Origin of the sequence: Erysipelothrix sp. strain 2 (EsS2-7-Brazil), from assembly GCF_016617655.1 — a bacterium.
Classification (GTDB): domain Bacteria; phylum Bacillota_I; class Bacilli_A; order Erysipelotrichales; family Erysipelotrichaceae; genus Erysipelothrix; species Erysipelothrix piscisicarius.
Genome location: NZ_SCFT01000005.1, coordinates 79,606 through 101,538, shown reverse-complemented (window position 1 = coordinate 101,538; position 21,933 = coordinate 79,606). Strand labels below are relative to the sequence as shown.

Below are 21,933 nucleotides of genomic sequence, written 5' to 3'. Positions count from 1 at the left end.
GAATTTCGAGTTGAAGTCGTTCGATCTCAGTTAATGATTTACTCGTATGAAGCGCAGAAAAATGATTTCCTGTCTTTTTCTTGTTTTTTAAACCCTCTTTACCATCGCGCATGAATCGATCAATCCAACCATTAATCGTTCCTTTAGGTATTCCTGTTTCTTGTGATAGTTTCGCAGCACTTATATGTTCATCAATATGACGTGTAACGACTTTAATACGATCCTCATAAGTCCATTTATTATTTAATCCGCCTTTGGGTCTTCCCATCATTAATACCTCCGTTTTATCTCTGATTTTATTATTACACAAAAAAAGTAGACAAGTCTTTTTTACTTGTCTACTTTTAGTTTACTACTCCACGCATGTGAACCCTTCTATTTCTTTAAAATTTGATCTTTTAATACTTGGTATTGTTCTTTATTAATCTCGAGGGGTTCATGGCGCATAGCACGCTCGATTTCAGTAAGTGCGCGTTGGTCATGACCATTTTCTTCCAAGATCATCGCTTTACGGAAATACCAAACACCTTTAAGTTCCTCGGGGGATTGTTCGATCAAGGTATCAATGGCTGCGAGTGAGTCCATATCGTGATTAATAAAAATTGATTCATCCAAATCCAGTTTCTCAAGAAGTTGGGTGCGATTATCCATATCCGATTCGCGAATAAAGGTACGCAGTGCTTCAAGTGCTTGTTTGGTGGATTCAACTTCATCACGCATCAATGCATATTCATAAAGCTTCATTAAGTACTCTAATTTTTGATTGCGGTTCATATGAAGTTTCTCCATACCCTGCGCAATGCTTTGAACCTGCTCACTGTCATTGACACTCATAAAATAATTAAGTTTAAAGAAGTTACGGTTAAATGTGGGGATGGTCAGTTTCGCAAGCCAACTATCAATGTTTTTCGTGAATGTTGGGGTGTCACTTTCCATAAATGCTTTCATTGCCTTATCACTCGCTCTTTTACCCAGTAATCGGATTAAAAGTTGGATCGCGATAAATGCAACGACAAAGATCATAAATATTTTTAAGTAATCCATGGCTTCCTCCTATTTGGAATATCTAGTACTATAATAGACTATTTCACGTAATAATGAAATCCCTATCACCATTATTCAAAGCTTTCAAATTCGATAATCCCACATGCAACCCCAAGCATTTCCGGATGTTTGTATGCATCACGTTGTAATTGGGTTGTTTTGTCCATGCGACTGATTTCATACATATCGGTTGTCCCATAGATGCGTTCCAGTGCTTGATATCGGTTATGTGAAGAAGCAATGATTTCGAAGCGATTTCCAAACTGAACGATATGGCTGTTTGGATCACCAATTAAAGCCATAATCCCGCGATGAATTAACCATGTTCGGGTAATAAACGCTTTAAAATGATGTTCGGGGAAGGTCTTTGTAAAGAAGTCATGTGCTTGTTTGAGGGATGCATCGATGGCTTGTGGTGATAAATCGGCATCACGTTTGATATGAATGTTAAGCATCATGGTGTTTTCAGGAAAACGGTGTTTTTGTTGTTGGGGTAAGTGCATGGTGTCATGACCACTCCGTTCAATCTCAGCATAACTGAATGGAAAGATTTGATAACGCAAACTTCCAAGTTCAAACATTTCAAAACGGAACATAAAGCGTAACCAGATGACATCACTATCGCTGAGTCCATAATGATCATTGGATTTATGATAACGTTCAATACGATAGTTTAGGTCTTGAATGCTGGCGTTAAAGATTGCATCGTCAATACCACGCTGAATATATTGTTCTTTGAGCTCAGGAAGCATATAAAGCGTTCGCATGAGGCGTTCTTGGGGATTGAGCTTCAATATAGGGAGTGCGTTCTTTTCACCCGTATACGGCTTCGCACACGTTTCTAAGACATATTGATAGTTATCGTATTGTGAGATTAGGATTGAAATTGCATCGTCATTAAACTGTGCTGTTTTTAATAGTTTCTTAAGCATTAGGGCACCTCTTTCATAAATTGGAAAAAAAGACATCATGAAGATGTCTTTTAAGCATTAATTGAGAAAATGTCTTCAGACTCGGGTGTTACCGATTCCCCTTCTTTAAGAAGCGTAATGGATTGACCTGAAGTTAGAATAAAAGGACTTACTAAAGATTTTCCGTTTTCACGAATATAATCAAGATCCACAGTGGTTAACAGATCACCTTGGGTAACCTTATCCCCTTGCTTCACAACACCATTAAATCCTTTACCATTAAGTTCCACCGTATCAATTCCTAAATGAATTAACATCTCCACACCACTTGCATCCGTAATGCCAAAGGCATGACCTGTAGGAAAGACCAAAGTTACATCACCGCTGATGGGTGCATAGACCTTACCATCAGTAAGTTCAAGGGCATAGCCATCCCCCATCATTTTGGTTGAGAACACTTGATCTGGAACATCCTTAAGCGCTAAGACGGTACCGGTACCAAATGAACGGTATGATTCTTTATTTTTTTTAAACAAACCAAACATAATATCGTCCTCCAATCAGTTACTCTAATTTTATCATATTATTTTAAAAATATAATTGTTAAGTGTTTGAAATTTACGCATAAATTTCGTAAACGATTTCGGATATGGCGACTATGCCTTGAAATCGTGAAGTGATTCAAGTAATGCCACTAAGAATTCGTAGGTACGGTCAAATGACGCAATATCCAAACGTTCATCCGGTGTATGAATATCAAACATAATTGGACCAAAACTTACAATATCGATATGAGGCATTTTACCCTTCCAAATACCAAGTTCCATTCCACCATGTGTTGCTTCGGTTTCCATGTCTTGACCACGAAGTTCTTTATAAACTCTCATTGTACGTTCGCGTAGTTTTGACTTCGCATCGTAGTTCCATCCAGGGTAACGTGACGTAAACTCGGTCTCAAGATCATTTTGTGCTGCAATCCACTCAACTTGACGCATTACCGTATCCAAGACAAACGCTTGCGTTGCACGAATCGACATCGTGATTTCCAGTTCATTTTCATCTAATCGTACTGTCCCAATATTTGAAGACGTGATGACCAAGCCTTCAATTGCTTTACTCATTTGAATTACACCATAAGGAAGCATAAAGAGTGCATCCACAACACGACGTGTGTCTGCTTCACATAAAGCACGAGTTGTATGACCTTCTGTTAAGGTAAAGTTTAAACCCGCGTCACTGAATTCATATTGTTCTTTAAAGCCTGCTTCCATTTCTTTAAACCATGCTTTAAATCCTTCAATATCTTTCATGGCTAAGGTGAAATCATGTTCACGCGTAATCGCGTTCATTTTTAAACCACCCTCTGCAGCAACCACACGGAAATCAAATTGATCGAGTGCACGACGCATAATGATTCCTGCAATCTTGGAAGCATTCCCACGCTCTTGATCAATTTCACCACCTGAGTGACCACCTAAAAGACCTCGAATTGATACGGTAATTGTATCCGAATCAATATCTTCAAATTGTACTGCCTTCGCAAGACGTGCACGCACACCCCCACATGAGGATACATACGTTTCAACTTCACCCGATCCATCCAAACCAATGCATAATTCTGACTTAAGCATTGATGTATCCAGTTCAGTCGCACCCGTTAAGCCCGTTTCTTCTTGAACCGTAAAGACGCATTCAAGGGCAGGATGTCCCATTTCTGAGTCCGCTAAAACTGCCATCATATACGCAACCCCGGCACCATCATCAGCACCCAACGTTGTATTATTAGCATAAAGCATCCCATCTTTAATAATCAGTTCGATAGGATCCACATCAAAATCATGATTACTGTCTTTGTTTTTTTCCGCAACCATATCTGTATGGGATTGAAGCATTACAGTCGGTGCATTTTCATAACCTTGAGTTGCCGGCTTAAAGATAATCACATTCCATAATTCATCTTGGATGTAGTCTAAACCTAATCCTTTCGCAAAATCAACTAAGTGATTACTAATTGCTTCTTCATTAAACGAAGCACGAGGAATCGCACTGATTTCTCTAAAATATTTCATTACAACTGATTCACTCATAAAAGACCTTCTTTCTTGTTATTTGTCGTATAAATCATATCACATTCCTTTGAAATATCACATAAATCAATTATATTATTAATAAGGAGGAGCAGTATGAAAAAATTTATCACAGAATTCAAAGAATTCGCAATGCAAGGGAATGTGATTGACATGGCAGTTGGGGTTGTTATCGGGGGTGCGTTTGGGAAAATCGTAACGTCACTGGTAGCAGATATCTTTACACCACTCATTAGTTTATTAACCGGAGCCGCAAACTTTGAGGACTTGAAGTGGGTTATTAAACCTGCAGTCGGTGAAACACCCGCCGTTGTCATGAGTTACGGAAACTTCCTACAAGCAACAATCGACTTTATTGTCATTGCTTTATGTATCTTCATGGTTATCCGCGCTATGAATAAATTTAAAAAAGCACCTAAAGTTGTGGAAGAGGCACCTGCACCAAAATCAGATGAAGTTGTGTTACTTGAAAACATCTTAGATGAACTCAAGAAAAATAAATAATCGCTGAAAAAGCATAAAAAAATAACACCTATTATAAGCGGTGTTATTTTTCTTATAGTAGTATTATAGCTACCATAATAGATTTTGTCTCCCAAACTAAATCCACCATGTCTAAGATTCATCACGTCTCAGACACGTCTATTATATCAAATTTTTCTTACTTTTCAAATGCTTCTTGCAAGCGTTCAGTTAAATATGTATTGCGTTTGGCTTCGTGGTGATTTTCAACTGCGGTGTGAAAGGCATCCAATTCACCAACCAAGACGAGTGATTTTGAAGATCGCGTTGCCCCGGTATAGTAAAGTCGACGGGATAACATGCGGTAAAAATCTCGCACTGCTACAAGAATCACAATGGGATATTCCGACCCTTGAGCTTTATGAACGCTCATGGCATAAGCATGGGTAATGTTTATATAGGAAGATGGCTCATACTCGACGAAGTTTCCATCAAAATCAACAACCAAACGTTTGGCTTCAACTTCCACAAGCATCCCAATATCGCCATTAAATACAAAATCATCCGGTTGATTTTTAAGTTGTAAGATTTTATCCCCTTCTCTAAAAATCCGTGTCCCGTACATGATTTGTGCTTTTTGAGGACTTTCAGGATTACACATTTTTTGAAGGAAGTGATTTAAATTATCAATCCCAGCTGGACCTGAGTACATGGGTGCTAAGACTTGAATATCGCTTAAATCATAACCACGCTGCATAGCTTCATCCACAACCTTTAAGACAATATCTTTGACACTGCCATAACGGCTATCAAAGAACCGGACATCACGATGATAATTTGAAACATCCAGAAGACCTTGATTCATATTAACCGCTAAGTCAATAACTTCAGATCCGGCCTCTTGACGGTAGTTTCGTTCTAAGGAAATTGTTTTAAATACCTTCGATGCAATTAAATCCCCTAACACAAAACCACTGCTCACTGATGGAAGCTGATCTTTATCACCCACAAACAGCAGTTTTTTTACCCTCTCCGATGCTTTTAAGATATGAGCAAGAAGCCATGTATCGACCATTGAAAACTCATCGATAATTAAAATATCGGTTTCTAATGGGTTTTCTTCATGCATACCAAACTTATTGGATTCCAAATCCCATTTAAGAACAGAGTGAATCGTAGCGGCTTGGACGTTGGTTAATTCTTCCAAGCGTTTTGCGGCACGCCCAGTCGGCGCACATAAGGTAATGTGTAGCCATGGACAATTTGCTTGGAGTAATGTGACCACACCCGATAACAAGGTACTTTTCCCCGTTCCCGGACCACCGGTTAGAATCATGACATCTTCACATAAAAAGGACTCAATGGCTTCGCGTTGGGTATCATCAAATTCAATGCGAAGCTGAGATTCTATTGAAGCGATTTTAGATTCCAAATCATCCAGATCAAAATCATAACCTGTGTATTTAAAATTCTTAAGGGTTTCGGTAACATAAACTTCACTATCATATTGCGTACGGTGGTAAAGACGATCACCATCTTCAACCAATTCACCGCTTTGAACCAGCGCTTGATACGCCGCTTCCACTCGCTCTGCATCCCCCATTCGCACACCATCAAACAATTTATCTTTGGTGATAAAACTGTCACCCGCCCCAAAACAAATTGTTTTATAACGGTCAAGAACCAGTGCCTCAACACGCAAGGGATCATCCAGCGCATAACCAAGCGACATTGCGACTTTATCAGCGGTTTTAAATCCAATGCCATCGACGTCATAAACAAGACGATAAGGATTTTCACGAATCACTGAAATCGCATTATCACCGTATTCTTTATTTATTTTAATAATTTGCTTATTTCCAAGTCCATGGGCAAGCAAAAACGATACCGCATCTTCTTGCGCGTCTTGTTTGCGAATCACCGAAACAATCATTTCCGCTTTCGCTTCCGTAATCCCCTTAACGTCAAGTTTAAAAGACTCATCCTCACGAATTTGATCTAAAACATCTTCGCCATAAGTATCCACAACTGCAGTTGCCGTTTTTTGACCGATACCGGGAAAATTGGGTCCACTTAAAAAACGAATAATAAAATCACGGTGTTGGGGAAGCATTTGTTTAAACGCAATGACATCAAACTGCATGCCATAACGTGGATCTTCGACGTAATCCCCTGTAAACTCATAAAATGAATCCAGCTCTAAAGTCGCCAATGGCCCCTTAATGGTCATTGGCTTTTGATTGCTATTGAAAAGAACAATCCGGAAAATACCATATCCAGATTGTTCATTTTTAAATATACATGTTTCGACAGATCCTTTAATCGTTTGTTCCATAATATTGACCTCAAATCTAACCTAAAAACATTGGTAGAATTACAGTTAATGTTGCGAAGGTATTGTTCAACATATGGACAAAAATTGCTCCCCATATTGAACCTGTTACTTCAAATGCCATAATCATAAAAATTGCCATTCCTGAATAAGGAATTAAGTAAATCAATTGCGTTAAATCTCCGGTAAGCATCATATTGGGTAAGATATGGATTAACCCAAAGAGCAAACACGAAATCACAATGCTTGATCTGTATGATTTTTCAGAACGCAAGGATTGGTAAAACGCTCCACGAAAGACAATCTCTTCCACAATGGGCGCAAACACAATTGTTGCAAACATATTTAGATACGGAAAATTACGCAACCCTTCATTGACCGCTTCTTGATTGGCACTTACGACACCACTTCCCAGAATTAATTGAACCAACAAACCCAGTGCAATATTAAATAAAAGCATAAGACCTGTTATCCTAAATACTGGAAGAATGTTTGTCCGAATATTTCGTTTAAAAAAATAGAAACTAGCTCTCAATGGCTTATAAACGATTGCAACCATTGATATCAATGTAAAAAGGTAGATAAACATCGCCACACGCGGTGTTACGACCCCTTGTGTACCACTTACCCAAGCACCGATGCGTGGGTAAAGGTATTGGAATCCACAGAAATAATTTAGAACCACTAAAATCACTTGAAAGGGGGTAAACTCAAATCGCCCCTGATCAACATCATAATTTCGAATCATAGGTTACTTCATTTCCATTTGTATCAAACACACGGTCAATACGACCGCCACCAAGACATGCTTCGCCAAGATAGAAGACGGCTTCTTGCCCCAATGTGACTGACTTCACATCATCAATCATTTCAACACGGAGTCGCGTCGCATCAATCCAAGCAATACGCACTCGCACATCTTTTTGACGATATCTAAATTTTGCGGTACATTCAAGATCCACTTTTTCATCCGCAAACCAGTTCATTTCCGCAATTTCGGCAGCACCGGCAAAGAGCATTGGATGGTCTGCGCCTTTTCCAACATAGATACGGTTTGTTGATAGGTCTTTTCCCACCACAAACCATGGGCCTACAGCCGTACTGATGTCCAAGCCATGGCGTTGACCTATTGTATAGAACATAACACCTTGATGTTTTCCGAGTACTTTTTGTGTATCCACATCGATGATATCCCCTTCCACATCTTTAAGGTAGTTTTTAAGGAAATCACGATATTGACGTTCACCAATAAAGCAGATGCCCGTAGAATCTTTTTTGGTTGCTACCGGTAAATCTAATTCTAAGGCGATACGACGAACCTCGTCTTTGGTTAAAGAACCTAATGGGAATAATACCCGTGGTAACACTTCAGGACGAACACGGCTTAAGAAATACGTTTGATCTTTATTTTGATCGACGGCACGATACATTTTCCCATCACGTGTAATGGCATAATGACCGGTCGCAAGTGCTTCAAAACCATTCGCATCCATAAAATCATAGAATGCATCAAACTTCACAAAACGATTGCATAAAATGTCCGGATTCGGAGTATTTCCGCGTTCGGTTTCTGCTAAGAAAAATGAGAACACATGATCCCAATATTCTTTAACGTAATCCACACGAAGCAATTCTAAACCCAAATGGTCAGCAACACGTTTCGCATCATCATAGTCCACTTCTTGTGAACACATATCATCTTTAATGGTTGGGTTTCCCAGAATATCATTATTCGCAAAAGAATCCCAATTACGCATAAAAGCGCAAGTAACATCATGTCCTTGCGATTTTAATATATGAGCCGCGACTGCGCTATCGACGCCTCCAGATAAACCTACTAATACTTTCATTTTTCATCATCTTTCATTGCCATGCTGCATGACCCATACTTTGGACAGGTTGGATCACACGAATGTCTATTTGCCGAACGTAATTCCGGCGGTAGAAATGCATCGATTTCTTCTTCATCATACCCCACTAAGAATGATTTATCATTCATAATGATTGGACGTTTTAAAACGGATGGATGTCGTTGAATAAATGTAATTAATTCACTCATCGATAATTCCTCTAAGTCAAGTTGTGATTCTTGCATCACTTTCGAACGTTTCGAGATAATATCTTCCGTACCGTTTTCACTTCGCATAAGTAAATGTTTAATTTCTTTTTCGCTAAGAACCGATGTAAATATGTTTTTTTCAATAAATTTTAAATTCCGATCTTTAAGCCATTGTCGAACTTTTCGACACGACGCACAACCAGGAGATGAATAAAGAACAATCATGTGCAAACCTCCCTTTTAATCAATTATACATTTTATATGTATATTTTGAAAGACCTAGAAAATAATTCTAGGTCATAATTCATGAATCTTTTTGATATTTATGTTAAGCGAACTTAGTTGCGTTTCCAATCAAGACCAAATTTCGATTGCACCTCATGCAATGTTGCTTGGGCTTGAGGACGGACACGGGATGCGCCTTCCGCTAAAACATCATTGAGTGTATTGGATTCAATACACTCGTGATAACGTGCTTGAATCGCCTCTAATTCAGCGCAAACAACGTCTGCGACTGCCTTTTTAAAACTTCCATATTGTTGGCCTTCAAATACTTTTACGGCGTCATCAATACTGATTTCTTTCAGTGAAGCATAGATGGTTAGTAAGTTCGCAACCCCTGGTTGGTGTTCTGGATCATATTGCACAACACCAATACTATCCGTCACTGCTGACATAATTTTCTTACGTGCTTTTTTAGTGTCTTCTTTTAAATAAATGACCCCTTTGTCCCCTTCGCGATCTGATTTACTCATTTTCTTGCTTGGATCTTGTAAGGACATAATGCGTTTTCCAACCTTCGCAATGACCGGTTCTGGAATTTTAAACGTATCCCCAAATCGATTATTAAAACGTTCGGCTGTATCACGCGCTAACTCAACGTGTTGTTTTTGATCTTCACCAACAGGTACAAGCTCTGCACCGTGAATTAAAATATCGGCTGACATTAAGGTTGGATACGTATAAAATCCAGCACTTAAGGAAACACCGCTGTCTTTTTTATCTTTATATTGAGTTTGACGGTTTAATTCACCCATTGGGGTAACACACGATAATAAGAAACCAAGTTGCGCAATTTCAGGAACATCACTTTGGAGAAAGATGTCTGTTTTTTGCGGATCAAGACCACATGCCAAATAAAATGCCAAGGCATCCCTTAAATTGGTCTCAAGTTCTTCCGGATCAATCGGCATGGTAACACAGTGTAGATTCGCGATAAAAACACTTAAATCGTATTCATCTTGCGATGCTACAAAAGGCTTTAACGCGCCAATATAGTTTCCTAATGTTAATTGTCCTGTTGGTTTAATACCACTAATCATTCTCTTTTTCATTTCATTGTCCTCCATAAACATCCATTAAATAGATTTCTTCGGCACGTTCTGCTGTAATTTCTTGGGCATCAACAAGACGATTTAATACATGACGTTGCCGCGCTTTCGCAGCCTCAAAATTAGAACTCAAGGCATAATAAGACGGTGATTGTGGCAACCCCATTAAAAGCGTCGCCTGTCCTTCATTCAATTCGAAAGGTAGGACCTCAAAATACCCCATGCTTGCATGGTATATCCCGGAATAACCATCACCGTAATAGATTATATTTAGATACATCTCCAGGATTTCTTCTTTAGTATACGTTAAAAGTAAGTCACGTGTTACAAAATATTCGGATACTTTCCGCACAAAAGAGGCATCATGATCAAAATATATATTTTTAGAAACTTGTTGTGGAATGGTTGATCCCCCTTCCACAAGTTTACGACTTTGAATATTATGAACAATCGCACGTAAAACTGCACGCAAATCCATTACCGATTTCCGAGTAAACAAACGGGAGTCTTCCGTAGCAACCATAGCCTTTAAAGCCAGGTCAGGGATTTCATCGATTGTAGTATACGCTTTATCTTTTTTTAATTCGATTAAAACCGTATCAATTGGTTTTTTCAGGATAACCGATTGATACTCTTTGTATCCGAAAAAGAGGATGACCCCCGCAACCACCAAGGCAACGGTCACCATCATTAAAACAAGTTTTCGTATCAGTTTTCTCATATTCACACATCGTAATAAAAAACACAGTCGCCTGTGTTTTTTATTGTCCCATCGACTTCATGATCTGACGAATTTGCGCTTCGGACGGTTTACGTCCCATTTGCATGTACATCGCACGAATCATTTTTTCGTTAATTGGTGGGTTTTCTTTTAATTGTTTTTCAAAATACTTCTTACTTAAGAAGAAAGCAACGACACCTCCAACCAATAACCCTAAAACAAAATAAGTAATTGATAAACCTGTTGTACTTAGTAGTGTTAGCATACTCTCACCATCCTATATCTATCTATATTTTATAACGATTCCTTGATAAACACAAGGACCGATTTAATCATTCAAAATAAAAACCCAAAGGGTTGATATTATTCCCTGTGTTAACAGGTGGGTATCCTGTCATGGGTTTAGGATTCTAATAAATTAGCTTTCACACCACGCATAAACATCCGGATTCCCTTATATCAAAGTGTCGGAAATATATTTCCCTTTGGGCACCACTATTATAACACACAATTCATGGTTTCGTGATATACTATATGAGAAAATTACGAGGTGAATGTATGAAATTAAGTAAAAGTTTCTTTTATACCATTAGGGAAGATGTTCGTGATGAAGATTCTACCAGTGGTAACCTACTCGTTCGAGCTGGGTATATTAAAAAAAGTTCTTCCGGGGTATATATGTATATGCCACTTGGTTTAAAAGTTAAAAATAAAATCGAAAACATTATCCGTGAAGAGATGAACGCCATCGATGCACAGGAAATGACCATGCCTACCTTGATTCCTGAAGATGTTTATGTAGCCTCAGGACGTCGTGATATTATTGGTACCAGCATGTTCCAATTGGATGACCGTTTTAAAAAACCATTTGTTTTAGGTCCTACGCATGAAGAGTTGTTTGCGCAAGCAGCACAAATGAAAATTCGTTCGTATAAAGATATGCCATTTAGCCTTTATCAATTTCAAACGAAATTTAGAGATGAAGCACGTCCTCGTTTTGGTTTAATTCGTGTACGTGAGTTTGTGATGAAGGATTCCTATACCTTTGATGCTGATCTTGAATCCGCTGACAAGTCCTATGACGCGATGTTTGAAGCGTATAAACGTATCTTTGATCGTGTTGGACTGGATTATCGTATCGTTCGTGCAGACACAGGTATTATGGGTGGTTTACTCTCTGAAGAGTTTCAGGCTGTTACTGATATCGGTGAAGACATCTTAGTACTTGGCGAAGAAACAGGATATTCAAGTAACCTTGAGGTTGCGGAAAACGTAAATCGTATTCAATCTGATGAACCATTCTTAAGTATGGAAAAAGTCTATACGCCCAATGCACGTACAATTGAAGAGGTTGCTTCATTTTTACAACAACCCGTTCAAAAATTTGTAAAAACATTAATCTATCGCTTGGATGATCAATATGTTGCCGTTTGTGTTCTTGGAGACCGTGATGTAAATGAAACTAAGCTTGCGAAATTATACAAAGCAACGGAAGTTGAACTTGCCGACTTTGAAAACGTTCAAAAACATACGGGTGCTTCTGTCGGATTTGCAGGACCTGTAGGTCTTGAAATTGATGTTGTTGTTGATAAGATGATTGAAGGATTACGAAATTTCACAGTGGGTGCAAATGAAAATGACCACCACTTCATTAATGTGAATCATTCTGATTTTAAAGCAACACACATTATCGACGTATCAAATGTTAAAGAAGGCGATCCAAACCCAGATGGTAAAGGCGTTCTTACATTCTCAAAAGGGATTGAAGTTGGAAATACCTTTAAACTGGGGACAAAATATTCAAAAGCAATGGGTCTTGAATATCTAGACCAAAACAACAAACTTCAAGATGTATATATGGGATCTTATGGAATTGGACTGGGTCGTACTCTTGCAGCTGTTGTTGAACAAAACAATGATGAAAACGGCATTGTATGGCCCATGAATCTTGCGCCATTCCAAGTAGCAATCGTTGTTATCAATAATAAAAACGAAGAACATATGGCCTTCGCAGACGATTTATATCAAGAATTAACCCAAGCAGGACTTGAAGTGATTCTCGATGATCGTAAACAACGTCCAGGTATTAAGTTTAACGATATGGATCTCATTGGGGTTCCATTACGAATTACCGTCGGACGTGATGTGGAACACGGTGAAGTCGAACTGAAGGAACGTAAAACTGGTGCGGAACAAAAAATTAAACGTGAAGACATCTTGAGTGTTCTTAAATCTTATATGTAAAATACAAAAACTGGACTTAATCATCCAGTTTTTTTTATGCTTTTATAAAAAAAAGAAGAAGCCGAAGCTTCTACTCTTTTTCCTCACGATGATGTTTCAATACAAACATACCGATTCCTGAGATTAATAATAAACTACCATAGAGTAAGACATTGTTTGCACTTACACCTGTTTGAGGTAATTGTTCTTTACGAACACCCAAGACTTCAGGTTTTGAAGGTTCACCAGGTTTCGTAGGTTCACCAGGTTTTGTAGGTTCTTTTGGTTCGTGTGGATCTACAATGACCGGTTCATCATAATAGTTTGTAACGGTTAAACCGTCTTCACTGTAAACCGCAACATAACCTTTTGGTACATCAAGTTCGATAACGGTATAAACATAATCTTTTCCATTAGGATCTGTTTTTGGTAAATCCTCAAAGACTGCTGTTTCCTCACCATTGACTAAATCTACCGTAATTCCCATTTCAATGCCATCACGGACTAACCCAAATGTGATGGTAGGTTTAACACTTGGACCACCGTCCCAGATTTTGTGTGCGGTAATATCGATTTTCTCAACGATAAAGTGATTGGTAATTGTGAGTGCATCCGTTTGTTCCATTTCATAGCCTACCGGCACATTGACTTCTTTTGCGGAATAAACGATTTCATTTCCTGCTTTGTCAAGAATTGGTAAATTCTTAAATGTTACCACATCAGTACCTGATGTTAAGGTTTCAAGATGATTTTCAAGTGCAATATCATTTGCATAAAGTTGAATTTGAATGGTTGGGTGAACCGCAGGTCCACCAACCCATACTTTGTTTACAGCTACATCACGTAGGTTATAGGTATTGGTTACTTCAAGTCCATTTTCATGTTTGATATAGTTTTCTAAATCTGTTGTTTCTTTAACAAAATATGTGTATTCATGACCTTCTTTGTCGAATTTTAACTGTTTTCCAAAATCAGCGGTTGTTTGACCATCAACCAATTCCATGGTTGCACCTTCAACACGTTCTGAAACACCGTTTGCGCTACGGTAGAGATCAAATGTTACCGCAGGCCGTGGTGACGTACCACCCACCCATTTCTTTGTCGCAACAACATCAATTCGTTGGTAATCGTTGTAAATTGACTTCGATTGGGATTTTTCAGTCATTTCAATTTCATATTCTGTTGAATCCAACTCAAACCCATCACGCGTTTTGATTTCTTTTAAGGTATAACTACCGGGTTCAAGATTGAAATCAAAGATACCATCTTCATTGGTAATTCCTTCTATTTTCTTGCCATCTTTATCTGTAATCTCAAAGGTAACGCCTTCGAGCACTTCATCTGTATCTTTAATAAATTTTTGCACGCGGAATACACCTTTTTCCTTCATTTCTCCACCGATTGTCGCATCATCAAACATATTCACAACGGATGTATCAGTATAATGTTTGGGTGTATCCGTCACAAGATTTCCGGATTCATCTTTATATTCAATTGTTGACGCATTTTTATAATTTTCAAGTTTCTTATCAAAAGCACGCGTATCATAAGTAACGGTAAATGTTGTTTTTGCTGCTTTTTCTCTTGGAATCATTACCGTTAGAACTTGACCCTCAACAGTAATTGTTCCATATTCTTTATTAAATTCTTCAGCACTGATGTGTTTGAGTTCTCCATTTGCTTCCACGTCAACCATGATTGATCCATCAACCAGTTTATGACCTTCACCAATTGTATCGATTACCTTCACATCGGATTGCACTGCTTCTTTAGGACTGTTGATGTTTAACCACCAGTTCATATCGCCGTGAACTTCTGTTGAGAATGTTCCGGTTTTCCAGTAAAAGATTGGACTTGGTTCAACACCTGTAGGGGTTCCAGGTTGTGAGATTGTAATCATTTGTTTATCCAATGAACCCAATCCAAGATTGGTTGGAAGTTCCGCAATTTTATCTTCTTCACCACGGTATGCATTATCGTATACCGATTTTAGATTAATCGTACCTGTAACGTTTTCAAGTTGAAGTACATCCTCCATAAATTCAAAATGAATGTGACTTCCATTAAAGGTTAACTCACCAAGGGTGATTTGTTTTCCATTTTTATCAAATGCATGTACAGGCATTTTTGAACCCATAGCACGAAGGGAACGTAAACTTACCTCATCATTACTTGGTAATGTTAACTCGAAATAATCACCTGGTTTAAATTTAACTTTTTGACCATTGTTCATATCGCTGAACGCTAAGTTAAACTCAATAGGTTGACTTGGATTGTTAATTAATCCCTTAGGATTAACGTCGAATTGGGTAAAGATCGCTTCATTTGTATAATCTTTAGGACTGCTTGATGCATTCACATTTGTGGTAATACCTGAAACGATTAGAACTAAAGCAATAAGTGACCTTAGAATCAACTTTGTCTTCGTATTTTTCATATTCTCTCCTTTACTTGTGAACTTTCATGACCTGTTCACAATCTCTTTGTATATGTAGTATATGACCTTTGTCACAAAACTTACACATTTTTGCACCTTTTCATCACAAAGTTATCACGATTCCTTACAAAATGTATCTAATGAACAAACTTAAGCAATTGTTCACTTATTTATGGCATTAAATACACAAGATTTTGCACAATAAAAAAACCTACGTTTATGTAGGTTTTTTAGGCTATTTTCGTTTTTTGCGTCTTAGAATTAATCCCATCGCAATAAGACCCAATGCAGCAGTATACTGCATTTGCGATCCACCAACCCCTGTATTTGGAAGAGCACTCAGACGATTTTTACTCATTCCCAATACATTAATACCATGGAGTGGTGGCACAGATGGTTTTGTTGGTCGATTGTTGAGCGAACCAACACCATTATCGATTTTTGTATAAGTGTTAATAGCGGTTAAGCCATCCGCACTGTATGTAATTTTATAATCAGGAACATCATGTTCCACAATATGATATTTAATGCGTTTTCCAAAGTCGTCAAAAACAGGCTGACCTCTGAAACTAACCGACTTCACACCCGATCCCAAGATTTTTTTCACACCAAGGGGTTTATTGTTGGCATAAAGTTCAAATACAACATCAGGCTTTTCATCAGGTCCACCTACCCACACTTTATGAGCGGTGATGGTTTGTGAACCTGGGTTGAAGGTATTGGTTACGGTTAAACCATCTTCACTGTAATGGACATCATAAGCTTCATGCTTTGTACGCTCTTTCACTGTATATTGAATGATTGAGCCATCTTGATTACGGATCGGACGATTTGTGAAATGAGCTTGTGTCATGCCATCTGAGAGGCTTACAGATTGATCTGTCTTAGAACCATCTGCATACAAGTCAAAAATCACCGTTGGTCGATTACTTGATGCTCCACCGACCCATTTTTTAGTAGCAATGACATCACGTAGGCCTGGATCATACGTATTGGTTACCGTTAGACCATCAGAACTATAACGTGCGATATAATGTTCCGGACCACTGATTTCTTCAACACGATATGCAATTTTTGTACCCTCCGATGTATAGACTGGAACATTCGTAAAGGTCACCGTCTTAGCACCTGGTGATAGAACTTGCGTTATACCGGTTGCTTTTTGATCCGCAAAAAGTTCAAAGGTAACCTCAGAATGTGTCATTGGACCACCATCCCATAGTTTAGTAGCAATCACATCACGAACACCTTGATTAAAGGTATTGGTAATGGTCGTTCCTTGATACAATACATCATAATTTTCAGGAACATCCCGTTCTTGTACGGTATACGTAATATCAATACCTGCTTCATCACGTTTTGGAAGGTTTTTAAATATACCGGCCTTTTCACCCGCTTGAAGTGTTATTGCGTGCTCTGTTTTAACGTTATTTGCGTATAAATCAACCACAATTGTCGGATGCGTATCGGGTCCATCAACCCATACTTTAGTAAAGGACACTTCCGTGACCCCAGGATTATACGTATTGGTTACCGTTAATCCATCATCGCTGTAAGAGGCTTCAAAATGCTCAGGTCCCTCGATTTCTTTGACACGATACTCATAAAGACGGCCTTGTTGATCATTCACAGGAAGATCTGTAAACGTTACGGAAGCCATTGATGGTAAAAGCGTTTCTTTTTGATTCGATACCGCTTCAAAATCGTTATCTTCAACTCGTCGATAGAGTTCGAATACAACACGATCCCGCGCTTTTTCTCCGCCAGACCACTTTTTAAAGGCGGTCACGGATTTAAGTGGAGACTGATAGGTGTTGGTAACCTCTATAATATTTGCATCACGAATTGGTGATACGGTTTCTGTATAATTTTCTGGAACGGAAACTTCACGAACCGAGTATTCATACGGATTCCCTTGATGATCATTTAAGGGCACATCCACAAAATCAAGGTGTGTTTGACCTGAATGTAATTGAGCTTCAAATCCTAAAACATCTTCAAAGACATTTTCGGTCCCTTTTAGACGTCGTGTTAATTGGAAAGAGGTATCAGGTCTCACCGTTGGTCCATCAACCCATGTTTTTAGAATACGAATGGATGTTTTCGGTGACACATAGTGATTATAGACGGTTAACCCATCAGGGCTGTATTGTGTAATCGTATTCGGAACTGACGTCAATTCCTTTACAAAATAGATGTAGGTATTCCCCTCATCATCGCGAACCTCTAAATCTTTAAAGACAGTGGTTGTTTCACCATCACGTAAGGTTTGAACCCTACCTGTTGATGTACCGACTTTATCAGTTGGTGAAGACGCACGGCGAAGTTCAAACTGTATCTCAGGACGTGGACTCATGCCGTTGGTCCATACTTTTTTCGCAACCACATCCCGTACTCCATAATCGTAGACATTGGTCAAGGTAACGTTGGTATCTCCATCATGCGAAATGTTTTCAAGGCTATAGTGTTCGATTTCATTTACCTCACGAACACTGTAGAAATACGGAACATTCTCTTCACTATATTTCGGTAAGTTCGCAAAGACAACGTCATTATCTCCAGGAACCATAGTTTGCATAATCCCCGTAGCCGCTCCATTACGCGTTAATTCAAGTTCGAGGGGAATTGAAGGTCCTGGACCACCTTGCCATATTTTCTTCACATTTAAATGCGTTACCCCTTCTTGGAAGGTATTGATAACTGTCAAACGATCAGAGCTGTATGAAACAGAATAATTTTCCGGAACGCCTAACTCACGAACAAAGTACGTAATGGTTTTCCCATCCAAGGTTCTTTCAGGTAAATCCGTAAACGTTACGATCTGTGCTTCGGATTCCTTTAAAACGCGTTCCCCATTAGGTACAGGCGTTTCAACACCATCAATTTCTTGATAAAGACGAAGGGTAACGGTTTCTTTGCGTCCACCAATCCATTTCTTTTCAGCCGTAACGGACATGCTTCCTTGATTATATACATTTATCAATTCCAGCGGATTGGAACTTTCTATTTGAGTGTATCCAGTTGGTACCTTTACTTCATGAAGTCGATATTCAATACGACGTCCATCAAACGCAAACGTTGGCATGGAGTCAAAACGCACAGTATCATAACCGCTTTTTAAAAGCTTAGAAGCAACATCGCTATCACGATACTCTGTCTCACCTTCATACCGTTCTTGAAGTTTAATTTCAATATCAGGTTTAAGATCTGGTCCGCCACGCCATAGTTTCTTACCGTAAACCGGTGCTGTCTTCACATCAAAACGGTTGATTACGGTTAGTGGGTCGGAGTATGAATTTAACCCTAGATAACCTTCTGGGACATCCACCTCATTCGCGAAATACGTAATGGTTTTTCCATCCAAGGTTTTAATTGGAAGCACACCAAAATGAGCCTCCGTTTCACCATCTTTAAGTTCAATCGGTGCAAGGGGAACTGGTAATATGTCATTGGATCCCTCAATACGTTTTGAGAGTGTTAAAGCAATGGTTGGTTTTGGACTTGGTCCACCCTCCCACACTTTACGCGCAATAATGGGTTTTGTCGGAATTTGATAATCGTTAATGATTTTTAAATCTGTCCCTGCTCCTTCATAGCGGGTTGAATAATTGTCTAACTGGGTAATTTCTTTAACCGTATATACAATCTCTCCCGCATGGTCTTGTTTTGGTAGATTTCGATAAACCACGTGTGTTTGACCATTTCTTAAAGTACGTTTCCCGTTTGTGACAGGAGCACCATTTGCGTACAATTGAATTTCAATATCTGGACGCGTAACGGGTCCATGATTCCAAACCTTCTCTACATTTACGGAAATCATATCCGGTTTAAAGGTATTGGTGACAGTTAAACCATCCGTACTGTAGTGAACTTCATAATGTTTTGGAATATTTGCCTCACGAACAGTATAACGAATTTCTTTACCGTCTTGCGTCGTTTTAGGAAGCTGTTTAAACGTTACAGAACCTTCACTTAAGTCTTTATATACACCATTAACCGCTGATGTTACACCATCAATGGTTTGGTACAATTGAAACCTAACTGTTGGATGTTCCCCTGAGTTTAAGGAATCCACCCAAACTTTGTTTGCGGTAACATCCATGTACTCCATACGATAGGTATTGGTTATGGTTAAACCATCTTCACTATACGATGCGTCATACCCTTCTGGAACCACGACTTCACGAACACGGTAAACAATTTCTTGACCCTTGTCATTGTATTTCGGCATGTCTTTAAAGGTATAACTCGTTTCTTGTGAGAGCGTTACGGTGTGTTCAGTATCAACACCATCCGCAACTAAAACATATTCAGTGTCTGGATGTATCGGACTGCCTCCCACCCATTTTTTAGTCATGGTTACATCTTTTAATAGGTACTCATTTTCAATATGATTGGGTTTAATCACTGTTTCTTTATAATTTTTAGGAACTTCAACTTCTCGAATACTATACTCTATCGCAACGCCTCCTTTATAAGCAGGTAAATTTTGAAACGTTACGGAGTTTTCACCGCTAGGAATTTCCATAATACTTCCCTCAACAAGATCCCCATTGGCATAAAGTTGAACGGAAACTGAAGGCTTCGTAGAAGGCCCCCCATTCCATGTTTTAAAAACTTTAAAATCTGTCAACTCTGTATCTTTAATAAAGGTATTTGTAACAAAAATTTCATTATTTTCATTAATTGGTGTGATTGAAACCTTATATTCATCGGTTGCGAACCCCGCTTCTTCGACAGAATAAACAATGGGGGTTCCAGTTTCATCAGCAACTGGAAGATTTTCAAAAACAACCGAAGATTTTCCACCCTCTAAGGTTAAAATACGACCTGCCTCAGAAGTAACCCCGTTAAGCGTTTGCATAAGGTTAAATGCAACAATCGGATGGGGTGAAGGACCACCAATCCATGTTTTAGAGACTTTAACTTCTGTTTTTTTAATTTCATTTTTAAAAACTGCAAGCGTCCCGACTTCCGCATGTTGATCAACATCCACGGTTACGGGTTTGGGATCCAAGACAAGCCAAGAAGGTGCCTCGACTTCTTCAATCGTATAACGGCCATCTTTCAGCGAAAGATTAACCACTCCCGTTTCATCGGTTGTTACACGTTCAACGAGGACACCACGATCATTTTTCACAGTAAAAGTAACACCCGATACAGGTGTTTCCGTTCCATCAATAACTTTTACAATCCTTAAAACACCCGGTTTTGGTTTATTTCCAACAATCGAACCGGATGCATAATGATTTTCAACAGATACATCTTTTTCAATGGTTTGGGGATAGCCTTCATGATCATAAAAACTCGCCACAGCTTTATTTTCCATCTCAGCCTGTTTCAAATCTGTGATTTTTGTGTTATACATGACTTCAATTGAAGTATAGTGTAATTTGCCTGGATGGGTTGCCACAATTAAAGACTGACCATTAATCCATACGCCACCATACTGATCTCGAAACGTCTGTTCACTAACCGTAAAGCGATTTCCGGTATGATCGGTAACCATAAATACTAAGGATCCTGGCATGTATTCATGACCTGTTCCAATTGTATCGCGTACCGTCATCTCAGACATAAAGGGTTCGCGTTCACCGTTTAATAGAAGAACCCATCGCACGACCTCTTCCTCTTCACGGGACATTCCGCCTAGTTTCGCAAACATCTCATAAGAACCACTTCCTTGAAATTGACCTTCAATTTGTACCGACTTTTGAGAAACATTCGTTCCAAGATTGGTATACAGTGTTTCTTTGATGTTTTGCGTATTATCATTAAATCCTTCAACTCTAAATGTGAAAGAACCTGCAATATTGTTGAGTTGATCCACTTCATCTGTAAACACAACATGAACATTACTTTCTGTCACATAGACATGACCGAATGGTTTTTCAACCCCTGGCATGGTAAGCTTAATCGTTTGTGAGATTCCTTTGAGTCCCACGGAATAAGGAGATCCATTCGAATCTACTTTCTGCTCCATTGGTAATCGGAGTTCCATAACATCACCAGAATTCAACTTGCGATTTCCGGATTCCGCAAATTGAACTGTAACGCTGGTTTCATACCCATGGTTTAAATTAGTATTTGAGAAATTAAAATCAGTTATAAGACTGTTTTGATTTGCGACACGTGCTGTATCTGCATCCAACTGAACTCCAGTTGATACAAACATGACCACAGCCATCAAAAGTGCAAATAGCTTTCTTTTCATATACCCTCCCATGAATCCAAATATAAAAATTTAGACTAACGGTATCAATATACACTATTTTTAAGAAAATTTCACTACATTCGCACAATTTGTTCTCGTAATATACATAAAC

Annotated in this window: 16 protein-coding genes and 1 other RNA gene; 2 read left to right on the top strand and 15 right to left on the bottom strand. The window is 38.8% G+C overall.

Features of this window, described 5'->3' with window-relative positions:
* From EPJ90_RS03940 to pepD, 5 genes are all read right to left on the bottom strand, one after another.
* Nucleotides 1-271: helix-turn-helix domain-containing protein (locus tag EPJ90_RS03940; protein ID WP_200542687.1), on the bottom strand; the 271-nt coding region annotated here is incomplete at its 3' end.
* 104 nt (nt 272-375) lie between these two features.
* Nucleotides 376-1,044: a hypothetical protein gene (locus EPJ90_RS03935; protein ID WP_200542686.1), complete on the bottom strand. Its 669-nt coding sequence runs from the start codon at nt 1,042-1,044 to the stop codon at nt 376-378.
* Between the two features lie 71 nt (nt 1,045-1,115).
* Nucleotides 1,116-1,976, bottom strand: a complete 861-nt coding sequence (locus tag EPJ90_RS03930) for an acyltransferase domain-containing protein (protein ID WP_200542685.1) — start codon at nt 1,974-1,976, stop codon at nt 1,116-1,118.
* 50 nt (nt 1,977-2,026) lie between these two features.
* Nucleotides 2,027-2,500 carry a PTS sugar transporter subunit IIA gene (locus EPJ90_RS03925; protein WP_123171605.1) on the bottom strand — a complete coding sequence of 158 codons (474 nt, stop codon included), beginning with the start codon at nt 2,498-2,500 and terminating at the stop codon, nt 2,027-2,029.
* 111 nt (nt 2,501-2,611) lie between these two features.
* The gene (gene pepD, locus EPJ90_RS03920; protein ID WP_161636578.1) at nt 2,612-4,042 is read right to left on the bottom strand and encodes a beta-Ala-His dipeptidase; all 1,431 of its coding nucleotides are present in this window, start codon (nt 4,040-4,042) and stop codon (nt 2,612-2,614) included.
* 96 nt (nt 4,043-4,138) lie between these two features.
* On the opposite strand from pepD, the gene mscL reads away from it, so the two are divergent.
* Nucleotides 4,139-4,546: a large-conductance mechanosensitive channel protein MscL gene (mscL, locus tag EPJ90_RS03915; protein ID WP_200542684.1), complete on the top strand. Its 408-nt coding sequence runs from the start codon at nt 4,139-4,141 to the stop codon at nt 4,544-4,546.
* Between the two features lie 157 nt (nt 4,547-4,703).
* Here mscL and EPJ90_RS03910 read toward each other — a convergent pair whose 3' ends face one another.
* The 8 genes from EPJ90_RS03910 to ssrS all read right to left on the bottom strand — a co-directional run bounded on the left by EPJ90_RS03910 (nt 4,704) and on the right by ssrS (nt 11,442).
* Nucleotides 4,704-6,839, bottom strand: coding sequence for an ATP-dependent RecD-like DNA helicase (locus tag EPJ90_RS03910; RefSeq protein WP_200542683.1), 2,136 nt, complete (start codon nt 6,837-6,839; stop codon nt 4,704-4,706).
* Nucleotides 6,840-6,855: 16 nt separating this feature from the next.
* A complete protein-coding gene (locus EPJ90_RS03905; protein WP_161636581.1) occupies nt 6,856-7,584 on the bottom strand; it encodes a CPBP family intramembrane glutamic endopeptidase in 729 nt (242 codons plus the stop codon).
* On the bottom strand, nt 7,568-8,686 hold the full coding sequence (mnmA, locus tag EPJ90_RS03900; RefSeq protein ID WP_161636582.1) for a tRNA 2-thiouridine(34) synthase MnmA: 1,119 nt from the start codon (nt 8,684-8,686) through the stop codon (nt 7,568-7,570). The genes EPJ90_RS03905 and mnmA overlap by 17 nt, the downstream gene beginning before the upstream one ends.
* The gene (gene spx / locus EPJ90_RS03895) at nt 8,683-9,120 is read right to left on the bottom strand and encodes a transcriptional regulator Spx (RefSeq protein ID WP_003773302.1); all 438 of its coding nucleotides are present in this window, start codon (nt 9,118-9,120) and stop codon (nt 8,683-8,685) included. The genes mnmA and spx overlap by 4 nt, the downstream gene beginning before the upstream one ends.
* A 113-nt stretch (nt 9,121-9,233) precedes the next feature.
* Nucleotides 9,234-10,229 (bottom strand): tryptophan--tRNA ligase, encoded by a 996-nt coding sequence (gene trpS / locus EPJ90_RS03890; protein WP_200542682.1) that lies wholly within the window; start codon nt 10,227-10,229, stop codon nt 9,234-9,236.
* Nucleotide 10,230: 1 nt separating this feature from the next.
* Nucleotides 10,231-10,947 (bottom strand): biosynthetic peptidoglycan transglycosylase, encoded by a 717-nt coding sequence (locus EPJ90_RS03885; protein ID WP_200542681.1) that lies wholly within the window; start codon nt 10,945-10,947, stop codon nt 10,231-10,233.
* Between the two features lie 40 nt (nt 10,948-10,987).
* Nucleotides 10,988-11,212, bottom strand: coding sequence for a YneF family protein (locus tag EPJ90_RS03880; RefSeq protein ID WP_125164623.1), 225 nt, complete (start codon nt 11,210-11,212; stop codon nt 10,988-10,990).
* A gap of 77 nt (nt 11,213-11,289) precedes the next feature.
* Nucleotides 11,290-11,442: non-coding RNA, 6S RNA (gene ssrS, locus EPJ90_RS03875), on the bottom strand.
* A gap of 63 nt (nt 11,443-11,505) precedes the next feature.
* On the opposite strand from ssrS, the gene EPJ90_RS03870 reads away from it, so the two are divergent.
* Nucleotides 11,506-13,191 (top strand): proline--tRNA ligase, encoded by a 1,686-nt coding sequence (locus tag EPJ90_RS03870; RefSeq protein WP_200542680.1) that lies wholly within the window; start codon nt 11,506-11,508, stop codon nt 13,189-13,191.
* 70 nt (nt 13,192-13,261) lie between these two features.
* On the opposite strand, the gene EPJ90_RS03865 is transcribed toward EPJ90_RS03870, so the two are convergent.
* A complete protein-coding gene (locus EPJ90_RS03865) occupies nt 13,262-15,607 on the bottom strand; it encodes a Cna B-type domain-containing protein (RefSeq protein WP_200542679.1) in 2,346 nt (781 codons plus the stop codon).
* Nucleotides 15,608-15,842: 235 nt separating this feature from the next.
* Nucleotides 15,843-21,821, bottom strand: coding sequence for a Cna B-type domain-containing protein (locus EPJ90_RS03860; RefSeq protein ID WP_200542678.1), 5,979 nt, complete (start codon nt 21,819-21,821; stop codon nt 15,843-15,845).
* Nucleotides 21,822-21,933 lie beyond the last annotated feature (112 nt).

What these genes read in the sequence shown, in the direction of transcription:
- EPJ90_RS03935 (WP_200542686.1), bottom strand. Translation starts at nt 1,044, where the DNA reads ATGGATTACTTAAAAATATTTATGATCTTTGTCGTTGCATTTATCGCG.
- EPJ90_RS03930 (WP_200542685.1), bottom strand. Translation starts at nt 1,976, where the DNA reads ATGCTTAAGAAACTATTAAAAACAGCACAGTTTAATGACGATGCAATT.
- EPJ90_RS03925 (WP_123171605.1), bottom strand. Translation starts at nt 2,500, where the DNA reads ATGTTTGGTTTGTTTAAAAAAAATAAAGAATCATACCGTTCATTTGGT.
- pepD (WP_161636578.1), bottom strand. Translation starts at nt 4,042, where the DNA reads ATGAGTGAATCAGTTGTAATGAAATATTTTAGAGAAATCAGTGCGATT.
- mscL (WP_200542684.1), top strand. Translation starts at nt 4,139, where the DNA reads ATGAAAAAATTTATCACAGAATTCAAAGAATTCGCAATGCAAGGGAAT.
- EPJ90_RS03910 (WP_200542683.1), bottom strand. Translation starts at nt 6,839, where the DNA reads ATGGAACAAACGATTAAAGGATCTGTCGAAACATGTATATTTAAAAAT.
- EPJ90_RS03905 (WP_161636581.1), bottom strand. Translation starts at nt 7,584, where the DNA reads ATGATTCGAAATTATGATGTTGATCAGGGGCGATTTGAGTTTACCCCC.
- mnmA (WP_161636582.1), bottom strand. Translation starts at nt 8,686, where the DNA reads ATGAAAGTATTAGTAGGTTTATCTGGAGGCGTCGATAGCGCAGTCGCG.
- spx (WP_003773302.1), bottom strand. Translation starts at nt 9,120, where the DNA reads ATGATTGTTCTTTATTCATCTCCTGGTTGTGCGTCGTGTCGAAAAGTT.
- trpS (WP_200542682.1), bottom strand. Translation starts at nt 10,229, where the DNA reads ATGAAAAAGAGAATGATTAGTGGTATTAAACCAACAGGACAATTAACA.
- EPJ90_RS03885 (WP_200542681.1), bottom strand. Translation starts at nt 10,947, where the DNA reads ATGAGAAAACTGATACGAAAACTTGTTTTAATGATGGTGACCGTTGCC.
- EPJ90_RS03880 (WP_125164623.1), bottom strand. Translation starts at nt 11,212, where the DNA reads ATGCTAACACTACTAAGTACAACAGGTTTATCAATTACTTATTTTGTT.
- EPJ90_RS03870 (WP_200542680.1), top strand. Translation starts at nt 11,506, where the DNA reads ATGAAATTAAGTAAAAGTTTCTTTTATACCATTAGGGAAGATGTTCGT.
- EPJ90_RS03865 (WP_200542679.1), bottom strand. Translation starts at nt 15,607, where the DNA reads ATGAAAAATACGAAGACAAAGTTGATTCTAAGGTCACTTATTGCTTTA.
- EPJ90_RS03860 (WP_200542678.1), bottom strand. Translation starts at nt 21,821, where the DNA reads ATGAAAAGAAAGCTATTTGCACTTTTGATGGCTGTGGTCATGTTTGTA.